The 21,857-nt window shown below is 73.2% G+C and carries 18 protein-coding genes and 1 riboswitch; of the genes, 6 read left to right on the top strand and 12 right to left on the bottom strand.

The genetic code is table 11. The features are described from left to right. Window positions 1–32 precede the first annotated feature (32 nt). Window positions 33–1,076: a septation protein SepH gene (gene sepH, locus ACZ7FF_RS19420; protein WP_470813451.1), complete on the top strand. Its 1,044-nt coding sequence runs from the start codon at window positions 33–35 to the stop codon at window positions 1,074–1,076. Between the two features lie 64 nt (window positions 1,077–1,140). Here the strand turns inward: sepH and ACZ7FF_RS19415 are convergent, their stop codons facing one another. Next, window positions 1,141–1,992 carry a sulfurtransferase gene (locus ACZ7FF_RS19415; protein ID WP_470813450.1) on the bottom strand — a complete coding sequence of 284 codons (852 nt, stop codon included), beginning with the start codon at window positions 1,990–1,992 and terminating at the stop codon, window positions 1,141–1,143. Window positions 1,993–2,314: 322 nt separating this feature from the next. Here ACZ7FF_RS19415 and ACZ7FF_RS19410 point away from each other — a divergent pair, with 322 nt between their 5' ends. Further along, the gene (locus tag ACZ7FF_RS19410) at window positions 2,315–3,106 is read left to right on the top strand and encodes a VOC family protein (protein ID WP_470813449.1); all 792 of its coding nucleotides are present in this window, start codon (window positions 2,315–2,317) and stop codon (window positions 3,104–3,106) included. Between the two features lie 4 nt (window positions 3,107–3,110). Here the strand turns inward: ACZ7FF_RS19410 and ACZ7FF_RS19405 are convergent, their stop codons facing one another. The 5 genes from ACZ7FF_RS19405 to ACZ7FF_RS19385 are packed head-to-tail and all read right to left on the bottom strand — an operon-like array spanning window position 3,111 to window position 8,883. Continuing rightward, window positions 3,111–3,761, bottom strand: a complete 651-nt coding sequence (locus tag ACZ7FF_RS19405; RefSeq protein WP_470813448.1) for a thymidine kinase — start codon at window positions 3,759–3,761, stop codon at window positions 3,111–3,113. Window positions 3,762–3,805: 44 nt separating this feature from the next. After that, complete coding sequence (locus ACZ7FF_RS19400; protein ID WP_470813447.1) at window positions 3,806–4,996, bottom strand: alkaline phosphatase family protein; 1,191 nt, start codon at window positions 4,994–4,996, stop codon at window positions 3,806–3,808. Next, on the bottom strand, window positions 4,996–5,592 hold the full coding sequence (locus ACZ7FF_RS19395) for a DUF5998 family protein (RefSeq protein WP_470813446.1): 597 nt from the start codon (window positions 5,590–5,592) through the stop codon (window positions 4,996–4,998). Before ACZ7FF_RS19395 ends, ACZ7FF_RS19400 begins: the two co-directional genes overlap by 1 nt. Before the next feature lies 1 nt (window position 5,593). After that, window positions 5,594–6,007, bottom strand: coding sequence for a hypothetical protein (locus ACZ7FF_RS19390; RefSeq protein ID WP_470813445.1), 414 nt, complete (start codon window positions 6,005–6,007; stop codon window positions 5,594–5,596). A gap of 17 nt (window positions 6,008–6,024) precedes the next feature. Beyond that, a complete protein-coding gene (locus tag ACZ7FF_RS19385; RefSeq protein WP_470813444.1) occupies window positions 6,025–8,883 on the bottom strand; it encodes a bifunctional acetate--CoA ligase family protein/GNAT family N-acetyltransferase in 2,859 nt (952 codons plus the stop codon). 179 nt (window positions 8,884–9,062) lie between these two features. Between ACZ7FF_RS19385 and ACZ7FF_RS19380 the strand changes: the two genes are divergently transcribed. Beyond that, complete coding sequence (locus tag ACZ7FF_RS19380; RefSeq protein WP_470813443.1) at window positions 9,063–9,344, top strand: HPr family phosphocarrier protein; 282 nt, start codon at window positions 9,063–9,065, stop codon at window positions 9,342–9,344. Window positions 9,345–9,525: 181 nt separating this feature from the next. Here the strand turns inward: ACZ7FF_RS19380 and ACZ7FF_RS19375 are convergent, their stop codons facing one another. The 4 genes from ACZ7FF_RS19375 to ACZ7FF_RS19360 all read right to left on the bottom strand — a co-directional run bounded on the left by ACZ7FF_RS19375 (window position 9,526) and on the right by ACZ7FF_RS19360 (window position 14,347). Next, a complete protein-coding gene (locus ACZ7FF_RS19375) occupies window positions 9,526–10,212 on the bottom strand; it encodes a GntR family transcriptional regulator (protein ID WP_470813442.1) in 687 nt (228 codons plus the stop codon). Window positions 10,213–10,415: 203 nt separating this feature from the next. After that, entirely contained in the window at window positions 10,416–11,171 is a 756-nt protein-coding gene (locus ACZ7FF_RS19370; protein WP_470813441.1) for a M23 family metallopeptidase, read from the bottom strand. 12 nt (window positions 11,172–11,183) lie between these two features. Beyond that, window positions 11,184–11,343, bottom strand: a riboswitch (cyclic di-AMP (ydaO/yuaA leader). 224 nt (window positions 11,344–11,567) lie between these two features. Next, window positions 11,568–12,956 (bottom strand): M16 family metallopeptidase, encoded by a 1,389-nt coding sequence (locus ACZ7FF_RS19365; RefSeq protein ID WP_470813440.1) that lies wholly within the window; start codon window positions 12,954–12,956, stop codon window positions 11,568–11,570. Next, on the bottom strand, window positions 12,953–14,347 hold the full coding sequence (locus ACZ7FF_RS19360) for a M16 family metallopeptidase (protein ID WP_470813439.1): 1,395 nt from the start codon (window positions 14,345–14,347) through the stop codon (window positions 12,953–12,955). Before ACZ7FF_RS19360 ends, ACZ7FF_RS19365 begins: the two co-directional genes overlap by 4 nt. Before the next feature lie 317 nt (window positions 14,348–14,664). On the opposite strand from ACZ7FF_RS19360, the gene ACZ7FF_RS19355 reads away from it, so the two are divergent. Next, a complete protein-coding gene (locus ACZ7FF_RS19355; protein ID WP_470813438.1) occupies window positions 14,665–17,124 on the top strand; it encodes a DNA gyrase/topoisomerase IV subunit A in 2,460 nt (819 codons plus the stop codon). Here the strand turns inward: ACZ7FF_RS19355 and ACZ7FF_RS19350 are convergent. Together ACZ7FF_RS19350 and ACZ7FF_RS19345 are read right to left on the bottom strand one after the other, a co-directional pair. Further along, entirely contained in the window at window positions 17,121–18,182 is a 1,062-nt protein-coding gene (locus tag ACZ7FF_RS19350) for a CobW family GTP-binding protein (RefSeq protein WP_470813437.1), read from the bottom strand. The genes ACZ7FF_RS19355 and ACZ7FF_RS19350 overlap by 4 nt on opposite strands. 70 nt (window positions 18,183–18,252) lie before the next feature. Then, complete coding sequence (locus ACZ7FF_RS19345; RefSeq protein WP_470813436.1) at window positions 18,253–19,419, bottom strand: citrate synthase; 1,167 nt, start codon at window positions 19,417–19,419, stop codon at window positions 18,253–18,255. Between the two features lie 113 nt (window positions 19,420–19,532). On the opposite strand from ACZ7FF_RS19345, the gene ACZ7FF_RS19340 reads away from it, so the two are divergent. Together ACZ7FF_RS19340 and ACZ7FF_RS19335 are read left to right on the top strand one after the other, a co-directional pair. After that, window positions 19,533–20,789 carry a citrate synthase gene (locus tag ACZ7FF_RS19340; protein WP_470813435.1) on the top strand — a complete coding sequence of 419 codons (1,257 nt, stop codon included), beginning with the start codon at window positions 19,533–19,535 and terminating at the stop codon, window positions 20,787–20,789. 93 nt (window positions 20,790–20,882) lie between these two features. Beyond that, complete coding sequence (locus tag ACZ7FF_RS19335) at window positions 20,883–21,824, top strand: sucrase ferredoxin (protein ID WP_470813434.1); 942 nt, start codon at window positions 20,883–20,885, stop codon at window positions 21,822–21,824. Window positions 21,825–21,857 lie beyond the last annotated feature (33 nt).

Raw genomic sequence — 21,857 nt, 5'->3', positions numbered from 1 at the left:
TGACGTCGGCAGGCACCACCCGGGAGGTCCCCATGCCCGAACTGCGTGTCGTGGCCGTCTCGAATGACGGCACACGGCTGGTGCTCAAGGCTGCCGACTCAACGGAGTACACCCTTCCGATCGACGAACGGCTGCGCGCCGCCGTGCGCGGCGACCGGCCCCGCCTCGGGCAGATCGAGATCGAGGTCGAGAGCCATCTCCGCCCCCGCGACATCCAGGCGCGTATACGCGCCGGTGCCACGGCGGAAGAGGTCGCGCAGCTCGCGGGCATCCCCGTCGACCGGGTACGGCGCTTCGAGGGTCCGGTACTGGCCGAGCGCGCCTTCATGGCCGAGCGGGCCCGCAAGACCCCGGTCCGCCGCCCCGGCGAGAACTCCGGCCCGCCGCTCGGCGAGGCCGTCCAGGAGCGGCTGCTGCTGCGCGGCGCCGAGAAGGACACCGTGCAGTGGGACTCCTGGCGCCGTGACGACGGCACCTGGGAGGTGCTCCTCGTCTACCGGGTCGCGGGCGAACCGCACTCGGCGAGCTGGACGTACGACCCGCCCCGGCGGCTCGTCCAGGCCGTCGACGACGAGGCGCGCTCGCTGATCGGCGAGTCCGACGACCTCGCGGTGCCGGAGCCCAGCTTCCCGTTCGTCCCGCGCATCGCCCGGCTGCCGCGCGAGCGTTCGATGGACCGTGCGCTGGACCGGGGCGACCGGGAGCGGCCGAGCCTGCCCGCGCAGGCGTCCGAGCCCGTGGAGGAGAGCACCACCGGCGAGCGCGACTCGCTGACCAGCCTCCTGGAGGCCGTGCCCAGCTTCCGCGGCGACATGGTGGTCCCCGAACGGCCGTCGGAGACCCCGGAGGAGCCGCCCGAGGAACCCGTCGTGGAGGAGCCCCCGGCGCCCGCCGCGTCGGCCGGTTCCGCCTACGCGGACGTCCTCATGCCCCGCTCCGTGGGCAGTCACCGCGACCGGCTCGTCGGCGCCACCGACCGCCAGGCCGAGGCCGACGGCGTCCGCCCCGGCCGCCGCGCCGCCGTCCCGAGCTGGGACGAGATCGTCTTCGGCACCCGCCGCAAGAAGCAGGAGTAGCCGGTCCGACGACCGTACGGGGAGGGCGGGGCACGCGTGCGTGCCCCGCCCTCCCCGTCTGCCGCTACTGCGGGTCGGCCCCCACCGCCACCGGCCGGGACGGGTCCGAGGACCACTCCGACCACGAACCGACGTACAGGGCCGCCGGGATGCCGGCCACCGCGAGGGCCAGCACCTCGTGGGCGCCGGAGACGCCCGAACCGCAGTACACGCCGACCTCCGCGTCCGTGGAGACGCCGAGGGCCTTGAAGCGGTCCTCCAGCTCCGCCGCGGGCAGGAAGCGGCCGTCGGTCTCCACGTTCTCCGTCGTCGGCGCCGACACCGCGCCCGGGATGTGCCCGCCCACCCGGTCGATCGGCTCGACCTCGCCGCGGTACCGCTCCCCCGCACGCGCGTCCAGCAACACACCCGTGCGGGCGAGTTCCGCGGCGCCGTCCGCGTCCAGCAGACCGGTCGCGGCCGACACCGGTTCGAAGTCGCCTCCGGCCGGGGCGGGCTGACGTGACGACAGCTCGCCCTCCCAGGTGGGCAACCCGCCGTCCAGGACCCGCACGTCCGGGTGACCCGTCCAGCGCAGCAGCCACCACGCGCGCGCGGCGGCCCAGCCCTGCCCGCCGTCGTAGACGACGACCGGCCGGCTCGCCGACACACCCGCGCGGCGCATCGCGGCGCCGAATTCCGCGAGGTCGGGCAGGGGGTGCCGGCCGTGTTCGCCCGGGGCGCCGGCCAGCTCCCGGTCCAGGTCCACGAAGACGGCGCCGGGGATGTGCCCGGCCGCGTACTCGGCCCGGCCGTCGAAGGCCGGGGCGCCCGCCGCCTTCGCCACGCTCAGCTGCCAGCGGACGTCCAGCAGAACGGGTGGATTCTCCCCGCTCAGGCCCTGGGCGAGTTCGGTTGCGGTGATGATGGCTCTCATGGCGTCCATCCATACGCCAGGGGTGGCCGCGGCGTCCAGGTCCGGCTACTCTGCTCCGCCGGACAGGCTCGATCACGAGGCGTATGGGATCGAGCACGTGCTGTACAGCCGGTGGACACCCGCCGGCCATCGTCAGGAAGCGACGAAACACGGCAGCGCAGGCATTCTTCCGGGGAAACCGCCGGTCCGGCGACGCCGTACGGCCCGCGAGACCGCGGAGGATGCCGCCACCGGCACGGGCGCGCACGCGACCGGCGTGGTCCCCCTGCCGGCGGAGCGGAAACGACACGGCCACCACCAGGGGCCGGGGAGAGAGTGATCGATGACCGAGGCACGGGAGTCGGACGGTCCGCACGCGCGGCGCGCGCCCGGCACACCCTGCTGGGTGAGCCTGATGGCACACGGGCTGACCGCCACCGAGGAGTTCTACGGGGAGCTGTTCGGCTGGGAGTTCCGGCCGGGCCCGCAGCAGCTCGGCCCCTATGTGCGGGCGCTGCTCGACGGGCGGGAGGTGGCCGGCATGGGTCAGCTGCCGCCGGACCCCCGGCTGCCGATCGCCTGGACGCCCTACCTCGCCTCGGACGACGTGGACCGGACGGCCGACACGGTGCGGCTGTGCGGCGGCACGGTGGCCGTCGGCCCGCTGGACGCGGCCGAGGCCGGGCGGATGGCCATCGCCGCCGACCCCTCGGGCGCGGTGTTCGGCATCTGGCAGGGCTCGGACCACCTCGGCGCGACGGTCACCGGGGTGCCGGGCACGCCCGCGTGGAACGAGCTGCTCACGTTCGAGACGGAGAGCGTCGCCAAGTTCTACGAGACGGTGTTCGGATACGAGGAGGAGCCGGTGCTCTCCGCCGACTTCGACTACGTGACCCTGCGCACCGGCGGCCGTCCGGTGGCCGGACTGCACGGCCTGGGCCACGCCCTGCCCCGGGACCGCGGCTCGTACTGGCAGACCTACTTCGAGGTGGCCGACACGGACGAGACGCTGCGGCAGGTGGCCGGCCTCGGTGGCCAGGTCCTCCATGCGGCCCACGAGAGCGCACACGGGCGGGTGGCGACCGTGGCGGACCCGGAGGGCGCGGTCTTCTCGGTGGTGCAGAACCCGAGCTGACCGCTCAGGCGGACGAGACGGGCAGCACGTCCGGGGACAGGGCCGCCGCGCGGGACGTCGCGGCGGTCATCCGGCGGCGGTGGTGGCGGCGGCACAGCACCTCGTAGCCGATCTCGCCCGCCGCGTTGTTGACGTCGCCGACGACCACCTGGGCGCCCTCGACCACCATCTGGCCGTCCACGGTGCGGGCGTTGTGCGTGGCGCGGGCGCCGCACCAGCACAGCGCCTCCACCTGGAGCACCTCGATCCGGTCGGCCAGCTCCACCAGCCGCTGCGAACCCGGGAAGAGCTTGGAGCGGAAGTCGGTGGTGATGCCGAACGCGTAGGCGTCCAGGCCGAGATCGTCCACCACGCGCGCGAGCTGATCGATCTGCCCGGGCGCGAGGAACTGCGCCTCGTCCGCGATCACGTAGTCGACCCGGCCGCCCTGCGAGAGGTGGTCGACGATGTACGCGTACAGGTCCTGGTCGTCCGCGACCTCCACCGCGTCGGTGACCAGGCCGAGACGGGAGGACAGCTTGCCCTCGCCGGCGCGGTCGTTCCTCGTGAAGATCATTCCGACCAGGCCCCGCGCGGAGCGGTTGTGCTCGATCTGCAGAGCCAGCGTCGACTTCCCGCAGTCCATCGTTCCGGAGAAGAACACCAGCTCGGGCATGAGGAGTTGAGCACCTTTCGGTGAGTCGTGGAGGCGGGGGCGCGTCAGGAGCGTACTTCGAGCAGCGGGACCAGCTGCTCGACGGGGGTCATCGAACCGTGGTTGCCGACCAGCGCGGACTCCTTCGGCTCCCGCTCGGAGGCGATGATCAGGACGTCGTCGTGCGCGGCCGCGACCACGTCCCCGAGGCGGGCGTACACCCGCTCGTCGATGTGCGGCCCGAACCAGCCCGCCGCGATCGCCTCGTCGCGCGAGGCCACCCAGAACTGCTCGCCGAGCACCTCGCGCCAGCAGGTCAGCACGTCGTTCTGGGCGCCCGGCACCGCGTACACGTGCCGTGCCCGCCCCTCGCCGCCCAGCAGGGCGACCCCGGCGCGCAGCTCCCAGTCCGTGTCGAAGTCGATCCGGTGCTCGTCGTCGAACGGGACGTCGACCATGCCGTGGTCCGCGGTGACGTAGAGCGCGCTGCGCGGCGGCAGCTGCTCGGCCAGGCGCTGGGCGAGCCGGTCGACGTACATGAGCTGGCCGCGCCAGGTGTCGGAGGCGACGCCGTAGCGGTGGCCCGCGCCGTCGAGTTCGGCGTAGTACGTGTACACCAGCGAGCGGTCCCCGGCGGCCAGCTGCTCGGCGGCCAGGTCCATGCGCTCCTCGCCGCTCAGCCGTCCGTGGAAGCGGCCGCCGCTGAGCGCGACCTTGGTCAGCGGGGTGTGCTGGAAGGTCGGCGAGGACACCTGGGCGGCGTGCACCCCGGCGTCGTGGGCCAGCTGGAAGACGGTGGGGTACGGCTGCCAGGGCCGCGGTTCGGTGTACGGCTGCCAGCGGAGCTGGTTCATCAGCTCGCCGGTGGCCGGGTTGCGGACCGTGTAGCCGGGCAGGCCGTGGGCGCCGGGCGGCAGGCCGGTGCCGACGGAGGCGAGGGAGGTCGCGGTGGTCGCCGGGTAGCCGGCGGTGAGCGGGCGGCCGGTGCCGCCGCGCGAGCTGCCGAGCAGCGAGGCCAGGAAGGGGGCCTCGTCGGGGTGGGCGCGCAGCTGCTCCCAGCCGAGCCCGTCGATCAGGAAGACGCAGACCCGGTCGGCCGGGGCCAGCTCGGTGATCGTCGCGGACAGCCCGGGTACGCCCATGCCCGCGGCGAGCGTGGGCAGCAGGTCGGCGAGGGAGCCGGTGCCGTACTGGGGCAGCGGCGCGGTGTCCAGGGCGAGCGGTTCCGGGTGGTCCCAGGCGGAGAGCTGGGACATCAGCGCGTGACGTCCGCGGTCGCCTCGGAGACGGCCTGCGCGAAGGCCAGTGCCTGGCGGACCGTCTCCGGGCCGTCGCCGGCCTCGCTGACGCGCAGGCTGAGGTCGTCCGCCGTGGAGTTGCCCGTGTAGCCGTGGTCGGCGTCGCAGTTGGGGTCGCCGCAGGCGGCGGGCTCCAGGTCGATGCGGCTGACCGCGCCCCAGCCGATGGTCAGCACGACCTCGCGGGGCAGCGTGCCCGGGGTGTACTGCTCGGGGTTCGCGACCACCCGGCTGACCACGACCGACGAGATCCGGCCGAGCTTCACGGACTCCGTGGACGTCGTGGCGTACGGCGTCGGGGAGGTGGTGTCGGCGGCCTGCTCGTCGGTGTGGCTGACGATGAAGCGGTTGCCGGTGAGGACCAGGACGGTCACGTGCCGCCGCACCTCGTTCTGGTCGAACGTGGTCTCCTGGTGGACCAGGTACGACCGGATGGGCTCGCCGCCCACGGCGGCCTCCACCGCCTCGGCCACGAGGGCCGGGTAGTAGCCGCTGCGCTCGATCGCCGCGCGCAGCCCCTGGGTCGTCGTACTGGTCTTGGCCATGGCGTCCATCCTAATCCGTGGGCAAGGGGGGTCCGGGCCAGTCGCGCAGACCGGGGACGGCCCGCGCACGCGTGTGTGGGCGCCTCGGGACGAGCCCCGGGCCGATGTCGAGCCGCTCGGCGGCGACGAGGCAGGAGACGCGTTCCGGGCCGCCGGCGTCCGCCTCGAACGCGGCCACGACGGGCGGCGTCTCCCCGAGGGTGCGCACGAGCCGGTCCGCCTCCGCGGCGTTCGGCGGCCGGAAGAGCGGGTCCTGGAAGGCGAACGGGCAGGACACGAAGTACGGGTCGCCGAACGCGACCTCCAGGCCGTGGTGGTGGGTGAGGTCGTACCCGGCGGCGAGCACGAACCGGCCGGCGTCCCAGGTGACGACGTCCCAGTCCCACCAGCTGCCCTCGGGCAGTGCCCGGCCGGCCATCTCCATGAGCCCCCCTCCCCGGATCAGTAGGCCGGCATCGTGCGCGGGCCGAGGTCGCCGCGGGCGGGCGGCGGCGCGAGTCGAACGGTGGCGCTGAGGACGCTCACGCCGTGCGGGGCGACGACGACCGGCTCCAGGGTGACCGCGACCACCTCCGGGTGGTCGTCCACGAGCCGGGAGACGCGCAGCAGCAGCTCCTCCAGCGCGGGTGTGTCGACCGGGGTGGAGCCGCGCCAGCCGAACAGCAGCGGCGCGGTGCGGATCGAACGCACCAGGGAGGTCGCCTCGCGGTCGGTCACCGGGACCAGCCGGTGCGCCATGTCCCCGAGCAGCTGCGAGGCGGCCCCGGCCAGCCCGAAGGACAGCACGGCCCCCGCCGCCGGATCGATCACCGCCCGTACGATGGTGTCGACCCCGCGCGGTGCCATGCCCTGCACCACCGGCCGCAGTTCCTCCGGCTTCCCGAACAGTTCGGTCAATTCGGCGTAGGCGCGGCGCAGTTGCTCCTCGTCGGCGAGGTCCAGGCGCACTCCGCCGAGGTCGGCGCGGTGCCTGAGATGCGGGGCGGTCGCCTTGAGCGCCACCGGGTAGCCGAGGGCGCCGGCCGCCTCGGCCGCGGAGTCGGGGGTGGGCGCGGGAAGCGCCCGCCGCACCTGGATGCCGTACTTGCCGAGCAGCTCGCAGGTCTCCGCGTCGGAGATCGTGAGCCCCTCGCCGCGTGCCAGCAGCTCCCCGATCAGCCGGGCGGCCCCCTTCTCGTCGATGTCCTCGTACTCCGGCACCCTGCCCGGGTCCATGGCGTCCCGCCGCCACTGGCCGTACCTGACGGCCTCGGCGAGGGCCCGGACGGCCCGCTCGGCGGCGGGGTAGGCGGGGATGAGCCGGGGTTCGTCCCGCGGGGATCCCGAGAGGGGCGCCCCTGACTCCGTCACCGCGGTGGGCGGCGGTACCGCCGGGCGGAACGGCGGGGCGCCGTTCCCGGTGCCGGGTGCCCGGTCGGCGGCCTGGGGTGCCGTGCTCGCCGCGGCGGACAACGCCTCCGCGAGCCCCCCGAGCTCCACATGGACCACCAGCACCGGTTTGCCCGGCACGGCGGCGGCCGCCGACCGCAGCGCCTCCGCCAGCTCGGCGTCCCCGGGCGACCCCTCCCCGATCGCGGGGATCGCCGTGACGACGACGGCGTCGTTCGTGTCGTCGGCCAGGGCCCGGGCCAGCGCCCCGTGGAAGTCCTGCGCCGTCGCCCCCGTCGTCAGGTCCACCGGATGGGACGGCCGCAGTCCCTCCGCGAGACAGCGGTCGTACGTCAGGACGCCCAGCGACTCCGAGTTGCCGAGGATCGCCACCCGGGGGCCGGCCGGCAGGGGCTGGCGCGCCAGCAGCAGTCCCGCGTCGACCAGTTCGGTGATCGTGTCGACCCGGAGCACCCCGGCCTGCCTCAGCAGGGCGGACACCGTCGCGTACGGCAGGTGCGTGGCCCGTACCGCGTGGCCCTGCGGCGCGGTGCCGGTGCCCTGCACCACGACCAGCGGCTTCGCCGCCGCCGTCCGCCGGGCGAGCCGGGTGAACTTGCGGGGGTTGCCGATGGACTCCAGGTACATGAGGACGACGTCGGTCTCCGGGTCGTCGTACCAGTACTGCAGGACGTCGTTGCCGGAGACGTCGGCGCGGTTGCCCGCGGACACGAAGGTGGAGACGCCCGAGACGCCGGTGACCCCTCCGCCGCGCCGGTGCAGCCGGGAGAGCAGGGCGATGCCGATGGCGCCGGACTGGGCGAACATGCCGATGCGGCCGGGGCGGGGCATGTCGGGGGCGAGGGACGCGTTCAGCCGGACGTCCGGGGCTGTGTTGATGATCCCGAAGGCGTTCGGGCCGATGATCCGCATGCCGTACGCGCGCGCCTGGCGGACCAGGGCCCGCTGCCGCTCCCGCCCCTCGGGGCCGCTCTCGGCGTATCCGGCGGAGAGCACGACGAGCCCCTGGACGCCGTGCTCGCCGCACTCGGCGACCACGCCGGGCACGTACTCGGCCGGTACGGCGACCACGGCGAGGTCCAGGTGTCCCTCGATGTCCCGGACCGAGCGGTGCGCGGGCACCCCGTCGAGTTCGGCGAGGTCCTCGGGGAAAGCCTTGTTCACCGCGTAGAGGCGGCCGGAGTAGCCGGCCTCCCTGATGTTGCCGAGGACGCTGCGCCCCACACCGCCGGGCGTCCGGCCGACGCCGACGACCGCGACCGATCCGGGCACGAGGAGCCGCCGCACCGAACGGGCCTCGGCGCGCTGTTCCCGCGCGCGCTGCACGGCGACCGAGCGGTCCGTGGGTTCGAGGTCGAACTCCAGGCGTACGACGCCGTCCTCGAAGCTGCGCTTCTGGGTGTAGCCGGCGTCCGTGAACACCTTGATCATCTTGGTGTTGGCGGGCAGCACCTCGGCGGCGAAGCGGCGGATGCCCCGTTCGCGCGCGACGGCGGCGACGTGCTCCAGCAGGGCGGAGGCGACCCCGCGGCCCTGGTGGGCGTCCTGCACCAGGAAGGCGACCTCGGCCTCGTCGGCGGGCGCGGACGCGGGCGCACCGTCGGCGCCGATGCGGTCGTAGCGTACGGTGGCGATGAACTCGCCGCCGATGGTGGCCGCGAGTCCCACCCGGTCCACGAAGTCGTGGTGCGTGAAGCGGTGGACGTCCTTGGCGGACAGTCGCGGGTACGGCGCGAAGAAGCGGTAGTACTTCGACTCGTCCGAGACCTGCTCGTAGAAGCTGACCAGGCGGTCGGCGTCATCAACGGTGATGGGCCGGATGCGCGCGGTTCCCCCGTCGCGCAGCACCACGTCCGCCTCCCAGTGGGCGGGGTACTCGTACCGGCCCTGCCGGTCCGCCGAGGTCTGCATGGGCCCCAGAGTACGGCTCGCGTCCGACAACGGCGCGGGGCAGTCTGTGGGGGACGGAAGTCGGGCCGAGGCCGCGGTCGCGACGTCACACCGGAGCGGAAGAGAAGGCCCGCGCCGGGCACGCTTCACGATATGGGAAACTGGTCTAGACAACCCTGATCACCGAAGGGCAGCAACACATGGCTGAGCGCCGCGTCAACGTCGGCTGGGCCGAGGGTCTCCACGCCCGCCCCGCCTCCATCTTCGTCCGAGCCGCCACGGCCGCAGGCGTCCCGGTCACGATCGCCAAGACCGGCGGCACGCCGGTCAACGCGGCCTCGATGCTGGCCGTCCTGGGCCTGGGCGCCCAGGGTGGCGAGGAGATCGTCCTCGCCTCCGACGCCGAGGGTGCGGACGTCGCCCTCGACCGTCTGGCCAAGCTGGTCGCCGAGGGCCTGGAAGAGCTGCCCGAGACCGTCTGAGCACGACCGGGAAGCCGCGCCGTCCGTTCCGGACGGCGCGGCTTCCGCGTTTTCCCGCCCGGCCGAATTCACCGTGGACAACCGTGGGCACCCCGACGGACGCGTATTTCACGGGACACGGGAAAAGGGCAGCGGAAATACCGCCCCACCGAATATCACCTCTTTGTATACGGCGCCGGTGTTAATAACGCACGCTCGGCATGTGTACGGCGTGTTGCGAAGTCCTCACGCGCTCCGCGGCGCCGGGGACACGAAGGCGGTGCGCGGCCGTCGCGCGCTCGGTGTGCAGCGCGGTCAGCGCCCGCGCGCGTTCGCCGTCGCCGCGCGTCACCGCGTCCGCGATCGCGCCGTGCTCCGCCCAGGAGTCCACCGGGCTCGGCGCGGCCTCCACCGTGTACATCCAGGCGATCTTGTGGCGCAGCTGCATGAGCATCGAGGTCAGCGAGGGGCTGCCGCAGGCCTGGGCGAGCGTCTCGTGGAACCAGCCGCCCAGCGAACGCAGGTCCTCGCTGCCGCCCCGCCGCGCCCGCTCCTGACCCAGCCTGACCAGCCCGCGCAGCACCTTCAGATGTGCCTCCGTGCGCCGCTGCGCGGCCCGGGCGGCCCCGAGCGGCTCCAGGAGCAGGCGCATCTCCAGCAGATCGGCGGCCTCCTGCTCGGTCGGTTCGGCCACGCACGCGCCCGCGTGCCGGCGCGTCACCACGAAGCCCTCCGCCTCCAGGGTGCGCAGGGCCTCGCGCACGGGGACGCGCGAGACGCCGTAGCGGCGGGCCAGGACCTCCTCGGTGAGACGGCTGCCGCGCTCATGGACCCCGGTGACGATGTCGTCCCGGATCGCGGTGCACACCGAGTGCGCCGGAACACGCATGACCGACCTCCGTCATAATCCCCGTGAAACGTCGACGATGGACGTGTGTTCCGTGACTCTATTCCAAGGGACCGGAATTTCCGACGGCGGGCCGGAATCCATGGATATTTTTTGGACAACGCGCCTCGCGGCCACCGAGGAAAAGGCGAAAGCCCCGGCTCGGTGAACCGGGGCTTCGTGATGCCGTTCGGGCGTCCGGCCCGTCAGACGTCCACGCCGTGCTTGCGTAGGTAGGCCACGGGGTCGACGTCGGAGCCGTAGTCGGGGCCGGTGCGGGCCTCGAAGTGCAGATGCGGGCCTGTGACGTTGCCGGTCGCGCCGGACAGGCCGATCTGCTGACCGGGGGTGACCCGCTGCCCCACCGTGACACCGATGGACGACAGGTGGCCGTACTGGGTGTACATGCCGTCGGCCATGCGGATCACGATCTGGTTGCCGTAGGCGCCGCCCCAGCCGGTGGAGACGACGGTGCCGGAGCCGACCGCGTGGACGGACGTGCCGGTCGCCGCGTGGAAGTCGATGCCGGTGTGGGTGCCGGAGGACCACAGCGAGCTGCTGGCGCGGTAGCCCGTGGAGACGTAGGAGTGCGCGATCGGCGGGACGAAGGTGTTCAGCGCCTTGCGCTCGGCCTCGCGGGCGGCGCGGGCCTTGGCCTCGCGCTCCTGCTTCGCCCGCTCGGTGGCGGCCTTGGCGGCGGCCTCCCTGGCCGCCTTCTCGTCGGCGGCCCGCTTCTGGGCGGCGGCCTGCGCGTCGATGTGCTCGGCGATGTCGTCGCTCGCGGTGAGCACCGGGGTCAGTCCGGTCTGCTCCACCGAGTTCTCGGCGGCGAGGGCCGGGGAGGCTGCGAGGGTGCCGATGACACCGGTGGTCGTGAGGGCCGCGACACCGGCCGCCTGAGCGGTGGTGCGCTTGACCCGGCCGGGCTTGCGGTGCTTCCCGGTGGCGCACATGAACGCCATGGAGTGGCTGGTCCTTTCCTTCCCTCTCGCCTACCGGGTTAGCTGACGGGTTCGGAGCAGGAAGGTCTCCTACGGGCCCCTCGCTCTCGCGCGGACGCCCGATTCACCCCAGGGACGGTGGGTCCCCGGCTCCCCTGGCTCGCGCCGTACGGGGACTCGGCGATGACTGTCCGGTGCCGCGGACGCGGCGCACTGCCCGACGAACAGTCCGGACGACGCTATGCGGGCCAGCGTTCAATTCCCAAACGCATCCGGCCTTTTGTAGCGCATCCCACAGGGCGGACGGGCAACGTACGCCCCAATCCGGACATCTGGGAAGGAGAGGGCGACGAAAGGGGCCCCGACATCCCGTGGATCGTCGGGGCCCCTCGCGCGCGTACGGCTTGCCGGGCGCCGCTACTCCGCGGTGACGACGGTGACTTCGCCGATGCCGAGCGCCTCGACCGGCGCCTTGATCTGCGAGGCGTCACCGACGAGGACCGTCACCAGGCGGTCCACCGGGAAGGCGCTGACGGCGGCCGCGGTGGCCTCCACCGTGCCCGTCGCGGCCAGCTGCCGGTACAGCGTCGCCTGGAAGTCGTCGGGCAGGTGCTGCTCGACCTGGTCGGCCAGGGTGCTCGCGACGGCCGCCGCTGTCTCGTACTTCAGCGGCGCCACGCCGACGAGGTTCTGCACCGCGACGTCCCGCTCGGCGTCGGTCAGGCCCTCCGCCGCGAGGGTGCGCAGCACCTTCCACAGGTCCCCCAGCGCGGGACCGGTGTTGGGGGTGTCCACGGAGCCGCTGATGGCGAGCATCGACGCGCCCGTGCCGTCCGGCGCCGAGCGCAGGACCTGCCCGAAGGCGCGCACTCCGTAGGTGTAGCCCTTCTCCTCGCGCAGCACGCGGTCCAGGCGGGAGGTGAGGGTGCCGCCGAGGCAGTAGGTGCCGAGCACCTGGGCGGGCCACACCCGGTCGTGCCGGTCCGGCCCGACCCGGCCGATGAGCAGCTGCGTCTGGACGGCGCCGGGCCGGTCCACGACGATCACGCGGCCGGTGTCGTCGGCGGTCACCGGCGGCACGGGCCGGGGCTCGCCGGGCGTGCCGGTCCAGGCGCCGAGGGTCTCGCCGAGCAGCACGTCCAGGTCCACACCGGTGAGGTCGCCGACCACGACCGCGGTGGCCGTGGCGGGCCGCACATGCCGGTCGTAGAAGGCGCGCACGGCGGCCTCGTCGATCTTCTCGACCGTCTCCTCGGTGCCCTGGCGCGGGCGGGACATGCGCGAGGTTCCCGGGAACAGCTCCTTGGAGAGCTCCTTGGCGGCCCGGCGGGCGGGGTTCGCCAGCTCGTGCGGGATCTCGTCCAGGCGGTTGCGGACCAGCCGCTCGACCTCGCTCTCGGCGAAGGCGGGCGCGCGCAGGGCGTCGGCCACCAGGCCGAGGCCCTTGGCCAGCCGGGAGACCGGCACCTCCAGGCTGAGCCGGACGCCGGGGTGGTCGGCGTGCGCGTCCAGGGTGGCGCCCGCGCGCTCCAGCTCGGCGGCGAACTCCTCGGCGGAGTGCTTGTCGGTGCCCTCGGAGAAGGCGCGCGCCATGATCGTGGCGACGCCGTCCAGGCCGGCCGGCTCGGCGTCCAGGGGCGCGTCCAGCAGCACCTCGACGGCGACGACCTGCTGGCCGGGACGGTGGCAGCGCAGCACGGTCAGGCCGTTGTCCAGCGTGCCGCGCTCGGGGGCGGGGAAGGCCCACGGCCTGGCCTCGCCGGCCTGCGGGCGGGGGTGGAAGTCCATGGTGGCGAGCTCGGTCACTTGGCCGTCTCCTCGTTCTCGTTGCCGGCCTCTACGGTCGCTTCCGACTCCGGGTCCGCGGGCACGTCGGCGTCCTGGACGTCCTGCGGGGACTTCGGCTCGTAGACCAGGACCGCGCGGTTGTCGGGGCGCAGGCGGGCCTTGGCGACCTCCTGGACCTCCTCGGGGGTGACCTCCAGGACGCGCTTCACGGCGGTCAGCGCGAGCTGCGGGTCGCCGAACAGGACGGCGTACCGGCACAGTTCGTCGGCGCGCCCGGCGACCGTGCCCAGCCGGTCCAGCCACTCGCGCTCCAACTGGGCCTGGGCGCGCTCCATTTCCTCGGGCGTGGGGCCCTCCTCGGCGAACCGGGCCAGCTCCTCGTCGATGGCGGTCTCGATGACCGGCACCTCGACGTCACCGGAGGTCTTCACGTCCAGCCAGCCCATCGAGGGCGCGCCCGCCAGGCGCAGCAGGCCGAAGCCGGCCGCGACGGCCGTACGGTCGCGGCGCACCAGCCGGTTGTACAGGCGGGAGGACTCGCCGCCGCCGAGGACGGTCAGGGCGAGGTCGGCCGCGTCGCACGCGCGCGTGCCGTCCTGCGGGAGCCGGTAGGCGGCCATCAGGGCGCGCGCCGGGACCTCCTCGACGAGCACCTCGCGCAGCTGTTCGCCGATGACCTCCGGCAGGGCGCCGTCCCTGGGCGCGGGCTTGCCGTCGTGGGACTGGATGGAGCCGAAGTACTTCTCGACCCAGGCGAGCGTCTGCTGGGGGTCGATGTCGCCGACCACGGAGAGCACCGCGTTGTTCGGCGCGTAGTAGGTGCGGAAGAACCGGCGCGCGTCCTCCAGGGTGGCCGCGTCCAGGTCCGCCATCGAGCCGATCGGCGTGTGGTGGTAGGGGTGGCCCGCCGGGTACGACAGCGCCGTCAGCTTCTCGAAGGCGGTGCCGTAGGGGACGTTGTCGTAGCGCTGGCGGCGCTCGTTCTTGACGACGTCGCGCTGGTTCTCCATGGACTCGTCGTCCAGGGCCGCCAGCAGGGAGCCCATGCGGTCGGCCTCCAGCCAGAGCGCCAGCTCCAGCTGGTGGGCGGGCATGGTCTCGAAGTAGTTGGTGCGCTCGAAGCTGGTGGTGCCGTTGAGCGAGCCGCCGGCACCCTGCACCAGCTCGAAGTGGCCGTTGCCCTTGACCTGGCCCGAGCCCTGGAACATCAGGTGCTCGAAGAGGTGGGCCAGGCCGGTACGCCCCTCGACCTCGTGGCGCGAGCCGACGTCGTACCAGAGGCAGACCGCCGCCACGGGGGTCAGGTGGTCCTCGGAGAGCACCACGCGCAGACCGTTGGCCAGGCGGTGCTCGGTCGCTGCCAGGCCCCCGGAGCCTGCCTCGGCTGTGGTCGTGTGACCCATGGGCATGTACGTCCCTTCGCGAGCGGAGGCGGTTGTGCAAACCGCGTTTTTCCTGCCGTTCCTGCCACTGTATGCAAAGCGTGCGGGGCCCCGGCGGAGTTCCCGCTGCGCGTACGCCCACAGCGGATCGCGTAGCCTGCGTCGCACCCCGCTCCGGCGGCCTCACGGGCGCCGGGCGGGCCGTGGAGACCGGGTCGCGGCCCGGGTTGTCAGTGCGGCGGTCCACAATGGTCCGCGACAGATCCGTCAACCGCTTCAGCAAGAGCGAGCCGAAGGGTGCGCGCCCCGTAGGCGAGCGACCAGATCAGGAGGAGCCGGCAGCGATGGCCCGCCGCAGCACGAAGACCCCGCCGCCCGACGATCCGTACGAGGAGAAGATCCTCGACATCGACGTCGTGGACGAGATGCGTGGCTCCTACCTCGAGTACGCGTACTCGGTCATCTACTCGCGCGCCCTGCCGGACGCCCGTGACGGCCTCAAGCCGGTGCACCGCCGGATCGTCTACCAGATGAACGAGATGGGCCTGCGCCCCGACCGCGGCTACGTGAAGTGCGCCCGTGTCGTCGGCGAGGTCATGGGCAAGCTGCACCCGCACGGCGACGCGTCGATCTACGACGCCCTGGTGCGCATGGCGCAGCCCTTCTCCATGCGCGTGCCGCTGGTGGACGGCCATGGCAACTTCGGCTCGCTGGGCAACGACGACCCGCCGGCCGCCATGCGGTACACCGAGTGCCGTCAGGCCGAGGCGACGAGCCTGATGACCGAGTCGATCGACGAGGACACGGTCGACTTCGCGCCGAACTACGACGGCCAGGAGCAGGAACCGGTGGCGCTGCCCGCCGCGTTCCCGAACCTGCTGGTCAACGGCTCCTCGGGCATCGCGGTCGGCATGGCGACGAACATGCCGCCGCACAACCTGCGCGAGGTCATCGCGGCCGCCCGCCACCTGATCAAGTACCCGAACGCCGATCTGGACGCGCTGATGAAGCACGTCCCGGGGCCCGACCTGCCCACCGGCGGCCGGATCGTCGGCCTGGACGGCATCCGGGACGCGTACGCGACCGGCCGCGGCACCTTCAAGATGCGTGCGACGGTCACGATCGACACGGTGACCGCCCGCCGCAAGGGCCTGGTGATCACCGAACTGCCGTTCGCGGTCGGCCCCGAGAAGGTCATCGCGAAGATCAAGGACCTGGTCAACGCGAAGAAGGTCCAGGGCATCGCCGACGTCAAGGACCTCACCGACCGTGAGCACGGCCTGCGTCTGGTCATCGAGATCAAGAACGGCTTCGTGCCGGAGGCGATCCTGGAGCAGCTGTACAAGCTGACGCCGATGGAGGAGTCCTTCGGCATCAACAACGTCGCCCTGGTCGACGGCCAGCCGCTCACCCTGGGCCTGAAGGAGCTGCTGGAGGTCTACCTCGACCACCGCTTCGACGTGGTCCGCCGCCGGAGCGAGTTCCGCCGCGGCAAGCGCCGGGACCGGCTGCACCTGGTCGAGGGTCTGCTGACCGCGCTGGTCGACATCGACGAGGTCATCCGGCTGATCCGGTCCAGCGAGAACTCCGCGCAGGCCAAGGAGCGCCTGATGGAGCGGTTCTCGCTGAGCGAGGTGCAGACGCAGTACATCCTCGACACGCCGCTGCGCCGGCTCACCAAGTACGACCGCATCGAGCTGGAGGCGGAGAAGGAGCGGCTCACCGCGGAGATCGCGGAGCTGACCCGGATCCTGGACTCGGACGCGGAGCTGCGCAAGCTGGTCTCGGCCGAACTGGCCGCCGTCACCAAGAAGTTCGGCACCGACCGGCGCACGGTCCTGCTGGAGTCCGGGGGCGCCCCGGCTGCCACGGTGCCCCTGCAGGTGGCCGACGACCCGTGCCGGGTGCTGCTGTCCTCGACGGGCCTGCTGGCCCGCACGTCGACCGGCGAGCCGTTCCCGGAGGAGGAGGACGCCAGGCGGGTCAAGCACGACGTGATCGTCTCGGCGGTCCCCGCGACCGCGCGCGGCGAGATCGGCGCGGTGACCTCGTCGGGCCGTCTGCTGCGGATCAACGTGGTGGACCTGCCGCAGCTGCCCGAGACGGCCACGGCGCCGAACCTCTCCGGAGGCGCTCCGCTGGCGGAGTTCGTGTCCGTGGAGGACGACGAGACGGTGGTCTGCCTGATGACGCTGGACGAGTCGTCCCCGGGTCTCGCGCTCGGCACCGAGCAGGGCGTCGTCAAGCGTGTGGTGCCCGACTACCCGTCCAACAAGGACGAGTTGGAGGTCATCACGCTCAAGGAGGGCGACCGGATCGTCGGCGCGGTGGAGCTGCGCACCGGCGAGGAGGACCTGGTGTTCATCACGGACGACGCGCAGCTGCTGCGGTTCCAGGCCTCCATCGTCCGTCCGCAGGGCCGACCGGCGGGCGGTATGGCGGGCGTCAAGCTCACCGAGGGCGCCAAGGTCATCTCCTTCACGGCGGTCGACCCGGCCGTCGACGCGGTGGTGTTCACGGTGGCCGGCTCGCGCGGCACCCTGGACGACTCGGTGCAGACGACGGCCAAGCTGACCCCGTTCGACCAGTACCCGCGCAAGGGCCGCGCCACCGGTGGCGTGCGCTGCCAGCGGTTCCTGAAGGGCGAGGACTGCCTGGCGCTGGCCTGGGCGGGCCCGGTTCCCGCGCGCGCGGCGCAGAAGAACGGCACTCCGGCTGAGCTCCCGGAGCTGGACCCGCGCCGGGACGGCTCGGGCACCTCGCTGGCGAAGACGGTCGCCGTGGTGGCGGGCCCGGTCTCCTAGGGCTCGTACGGCTCCGCGCCGGGCTCCTCCTCGGAGCCCGGTACATAGCGCAGGACGCCCCACATGCCGCGCTCGTCGGCGTGTGGGGCGTCGTTCCTGCACCCCTCCAGCTCCTTGCCGAGGGCCTCGGCCTCGATGCCGGAGCCGATCAGCACGAGCTGTGTGAGGCGGGCCCCGGCGGGCGTCCAGGGCTCGGGGTAGAAGCGCAGGAACCGGCCGACGGCGTGTACGGCGTAGCGGTTGCGGGCGTCGTACGGCCCGAAGTCGACGTACCCCTTGATCCGGTACAGCCCCTCGGGCCTGCTGTCCAGGAACCGCATCAGCCGACGCGGGTCCATGGGTACGCCGGAGGTGAAGGACAGGCTGTCGTAGGCCGTGTGCAGATGACCGGCGTGTCCGTCGCCGGCGTGCTCGTGCAGGTCGTCGAAGGAGAGCTGGCCGATGCGCTCCTCGCCGGGCCGGCAGTCGAAGAGGAACTCGGGGTCGATCCGGCCGTAGGTGGCGGGGACGACGGCTGCGTGGTGGGTGAGGGAGCGCACGAGCCCGAGCACGCGTCCGGCGTCGCCCGCCCGGTCGAGCTTGTTGACGACGACCAGGTCGGCGAGGCCGAGATGCCGGTCGATCTCGGGGTGCTTCGCGCGCGTGTCGTCGAACTCGGCGGCGTCGACGACCTCGACGAGGCCGCCGTACATGATGCCAGGGTGCTCGCTGGCCAGCACCATCCGCACGAGTTCCTGCGGTTCGGCGAGGCCGCTGGCCTCGATGACGATCACGTCGATGCCGGTGGCCGGGTCGGCGAGCCGGTCCAGGTAGACGTCGAGTTCACCGGCGTCGACGGCGCAGCACAGGCAGCCGTTGCCGAGCGAGACGGTCGAGTCGCCGAGGGCGCCGGCGACGGCCATCGCGTCGATCTCGATGGCCCCGAAGTCGTTGACGATCGCCCCGATGCGGCTTCCTCCGCTGCGGTGCAGGAGGTGGTTGAGGAGCGTGGTCTTCCCGGAGCCCAGGAATCCGGCGAGCACGACGACCGGGATCTGCGGACCGCTGCTGTTCCCCAACGGGTGACCTCTCTCCTGTGGACCGGCTGCCCGACCAGGATAAGAGGCCCTCGCCGCCGGCCCGCGCGGGTCAGAGCGCGGCCGGTACCGCCACCTGCGGCTCGGGCCCCACGTACCGCGCCACCGGGCGGATGATCTTCGGGTCGGCCGCCTGCTCCAGGATGTTGGCGCTCCAGCCCACGACCCGTGCCGCGGCGAAGGTGGGGGTGAACATCTCCCGGGGCAGGCCGCACAGTTCCATGACCACTCCGGCGTAGAACTCGACGTTCGTGTGCAGTTCGCGGCCCGGCTTCAGCTCGGCGAGGATGGCCTCGACCCGGCGCTCCACCTGCACGGCGAAGTGCACACGGGGGCCGCCGAAGCCGAGGGCCGTCTCCCGGAGCATCCGCGAGCGGGGGTCCTCCGTGCGGTAGACCGCGTGCCCGAATCCCATGATCCGGTCCCCGGCGAGCACCCGCTCCCGGATCCATGCGTCGATCCGGTCCGGCGTGCCGATCGCGTCCAGGGTGTCCAGGGCCCGGCTGGGGGCTCCTCCGTGCAGCGGTCCCGAGAGCGCGCCCACGGCTCCGGTCAGGCAGGCCGCCACGTCGGCGCCCGTGGAGGCGATGACCCGGGCGGTGAAGGTTGATGCATTGAATCCATGGTCAATGGTTGAGATCAAGTATTGCTCGAGGGCGCGGGCGTGGCGCGGGTCGGGTTCCGAACCGGTCAGCATGTACAGGTAGTTGGCCGCGTACGAGAGGTCCTCGCGCGGCTCGACCGGTTCGAGTCCCCGTCCGAGCCGGTACAGGGCGGTGAGCAGGGTGGGTACGGCCGCGCAGGCGGCCAGGGTGTCGGCGCGGCGCCGGTCGGCGTCGATGTCGTACACCGGCCGGAATCCCCGTGCCGCACCCAGCAGGGACAGCGCGGTGCGCAGGCCGGCCAGCGGGCCGGAGGCGCGGCTCGCGGCGGCGATGCCGGGCAGGGCCGCGCGGACCTCCCCGGGCAGCCGGCGCAGCGCGGCGGTCTCGGCCGCGAAGGCGGCGCCGCGCCCGGGGTCCGGGAGCGTGCCGTGCACGAGGAGGTGCCAGACGTCCTCGAAGCGGCGGGTCCGCGCGAGTTCGACCGCCGGGTACTGGCGGTAGTGGTAGAAGCCCTCGCGCCCCCGGACGTCACCGATCTCGGTCTCCGTGACGACGACGCCGGCGAGTCCTCGCGGTACGTCGACGAGCGGGGTCGCGGTCCTGTTGATGGTCATGATTCTCCTCCCTGGACTTGATCCGACTGTCCATGCTTGACTCCAAAACTGTCAATATTGATTGGATCAATCCATAGCCATCAAGATGTGCAGAGGCGGCTACCGTGATCCCCATGCGCGATCACGAAACCGCTTCCACCCGGCCCGGCCGGAGGCTGACCACCAAGGAGACCGCCGAACTGCTCGGCGTGAAGCCGGAGACGGTGTACGCGTATGTGAGCCGCGGCCTGCTCGGCAGCAGACGCGAACCAGGCGGCCGCGCCAGCACCTTCGAGGCGAAGGAGGTGGAGGCCCTCGCCCGCCGCAACCGGCGGGAGAGCGCCGGCGCACCGGGCTCGGGCGGGGACCTCTCGGTACGCACCCGGATCACGCTGATCGACAGGGACCGGTACTACTTCCGCGGCGTCGACGCCACCGAACTGGCCGCCCGCCACTCCTACGAGGAGGTCGCGGAGTGGCTGTGGACCGGCCGCCTCTCCCCCGGCGTGACCTTCACCGCGCCTGGGGCGACGGTGCGGGTCGCCCGTCACGCCGTGGCCGCGCTGCCCGAGCACACCTCCCCCACGGACCGCCTGCGGGTGGCGACGATCGCCGCGGCGGCCGAGGACCCGCTGCGCTTCGACCTGTCCGAGGAGGCCGTGCTCAACACGGCTCGCGCACTCATCCCCACGCTGGTGGCCGCGCTGCCACCGGTCCTGCACGACCGCAGGGACGACGGCCCGCTGGCCCACCGCCTGTGGGGCCGGCTGACCGGCCTCCCGGCCGACGAGGCCTCCCTGCGCGTCCTGGACACCGCGCTCGCCCTGCTCGCCGACCACGACCTGGCCGCCTCCACGCTCGCCGTCCGGGTCGCCGCCTCGGCCCGCGCACACGCCTACGCGGCCGTCTCGGCCGGCCTCGGCGTCCTGGAGGGCCCGCTGCACGGGGCCAGCAGCGGCCTGGCCCACCGGATGCTGCTCGACGTCCTCGAACGGGGCACCGCGGTGCCGGTGATCGCCGACGAACTGCGCGCGGGCCGTCGCGTCCCCGGGCTCGGCCATCGCCTCTACACGGGCGAGGACCCCCGCGCGCGCGTGCTGTTCGGCCTCCTGGAACGCATCCCGCGCGCGGAGCCGGCCCTGCTCGCGGCCCGCGACATCGTCGCCACGACCGCCCGGCACACCCCGCTGCACGCCAATGTGGACCTGGCCCTGGCCGTGTTCACCGCCTCCTTCGGCATGCCCGCCACCACCGGTGAGACGATCTTCGCCGTCGCCCGCACGGCGGGCTGGATCGCGCACACCCTGGAGGAGTACGGCGAGCGCCCGCTGCGCATGCGCCCCGTCGGCCACTACGTCGGCGCGCGCCCGCCGCAGCCCCTCCCGGAGTAGCGAGCACCGCGGCTCCCCGCGAGCAGGCCGCCGGCGTCCGACACGGACCCGGCCGGAAGTCGCCCTCCGGGGAGGCAGGTTAGGCTCACCTGTGTGAGTACGTGTGCGACCGTCTCCCGGAGCCTCGACGAGCCGGTCTCCGGTACGGCGGCCAGGGCGACGACGTGGCTGCTGCTGGAACAGCCCGGCCCGTGGGGTGCCAAGGCGCTCACTTCGAGCCACCTGGACCCGGCCGTGGGCCGGGCGCTGGAGGCCGCCGCGGAGGGCACGGGTGTGCGCGTCGCCCTCATCCGGCGCCCCGGGCGCCACGCCGACCCGGGCGGACCCGCGATCCGGCAGGTGTACGCCGCCCACACCGTTCCGGGGCGCGTGTGGCTGCACGGCGCCACCACGCGCGACCCGCGGCGGCTCCTGCGCCTCGACTTCGCCGCCCTCGGTGCGGGCGACCCCCGGTCCTTCGCCGAGGCGATCGGCGGGCGGCCGCACACCGGCGCCCCGCTCGCCCTCGTGTGCACCAACGGCAAGCGCGACCGGTGCTGCGCCCTGCTGGGCCGCCCGCTCGCCACCGAGCTGGCCGACTCCGGGGTGCGCGGGATCTGGGAGGTCACCCATCTGGGTGGACATCGCTTCGCGCCGACGGTGCTCGTCCTGCCCTACGGCTACGCCTACGGCCGCGCCGGGGCGCACACCGTCAAGGAGGCCCTGCACGGCGTCCAGGAGGGCCGCGTGGTCGTCGAGGGGTGTCGCGGGTGCTCCGCCTGGGAGCGGCCCGGGCAGGCGGCCGAGCTGGCGGTCCGCTCGGTTGCGGGCGAGTACCGGGCGGGCGTGCTGAGCGTCGTACGGACCGACGGCGCGGCCCCGCGCTGGGAGATCGTCGTCGGCCATGCCGACGGCCGCTGCTGGCGGGTCACCGTGGCGCAGGGCAGGTCGCTGCCGCCCCACCCGGAGAGCTGCGGCGCCGCGGTCCTCGGCGCGCCCGCGCGGATGGACGTGCTGGCGGTGCGCGAAGTGCGGCCGACCGCGCTGGCTAGCTGAACCGCCCGTCAACCTCGTCAAGATGAGCCACCG

Source organism: Streptomyces sp. NPDC037126 (assembly GCF_055605965.1).
This window is presented reverse-complemented; position numbering and strand designations above follow the sequence as displayed.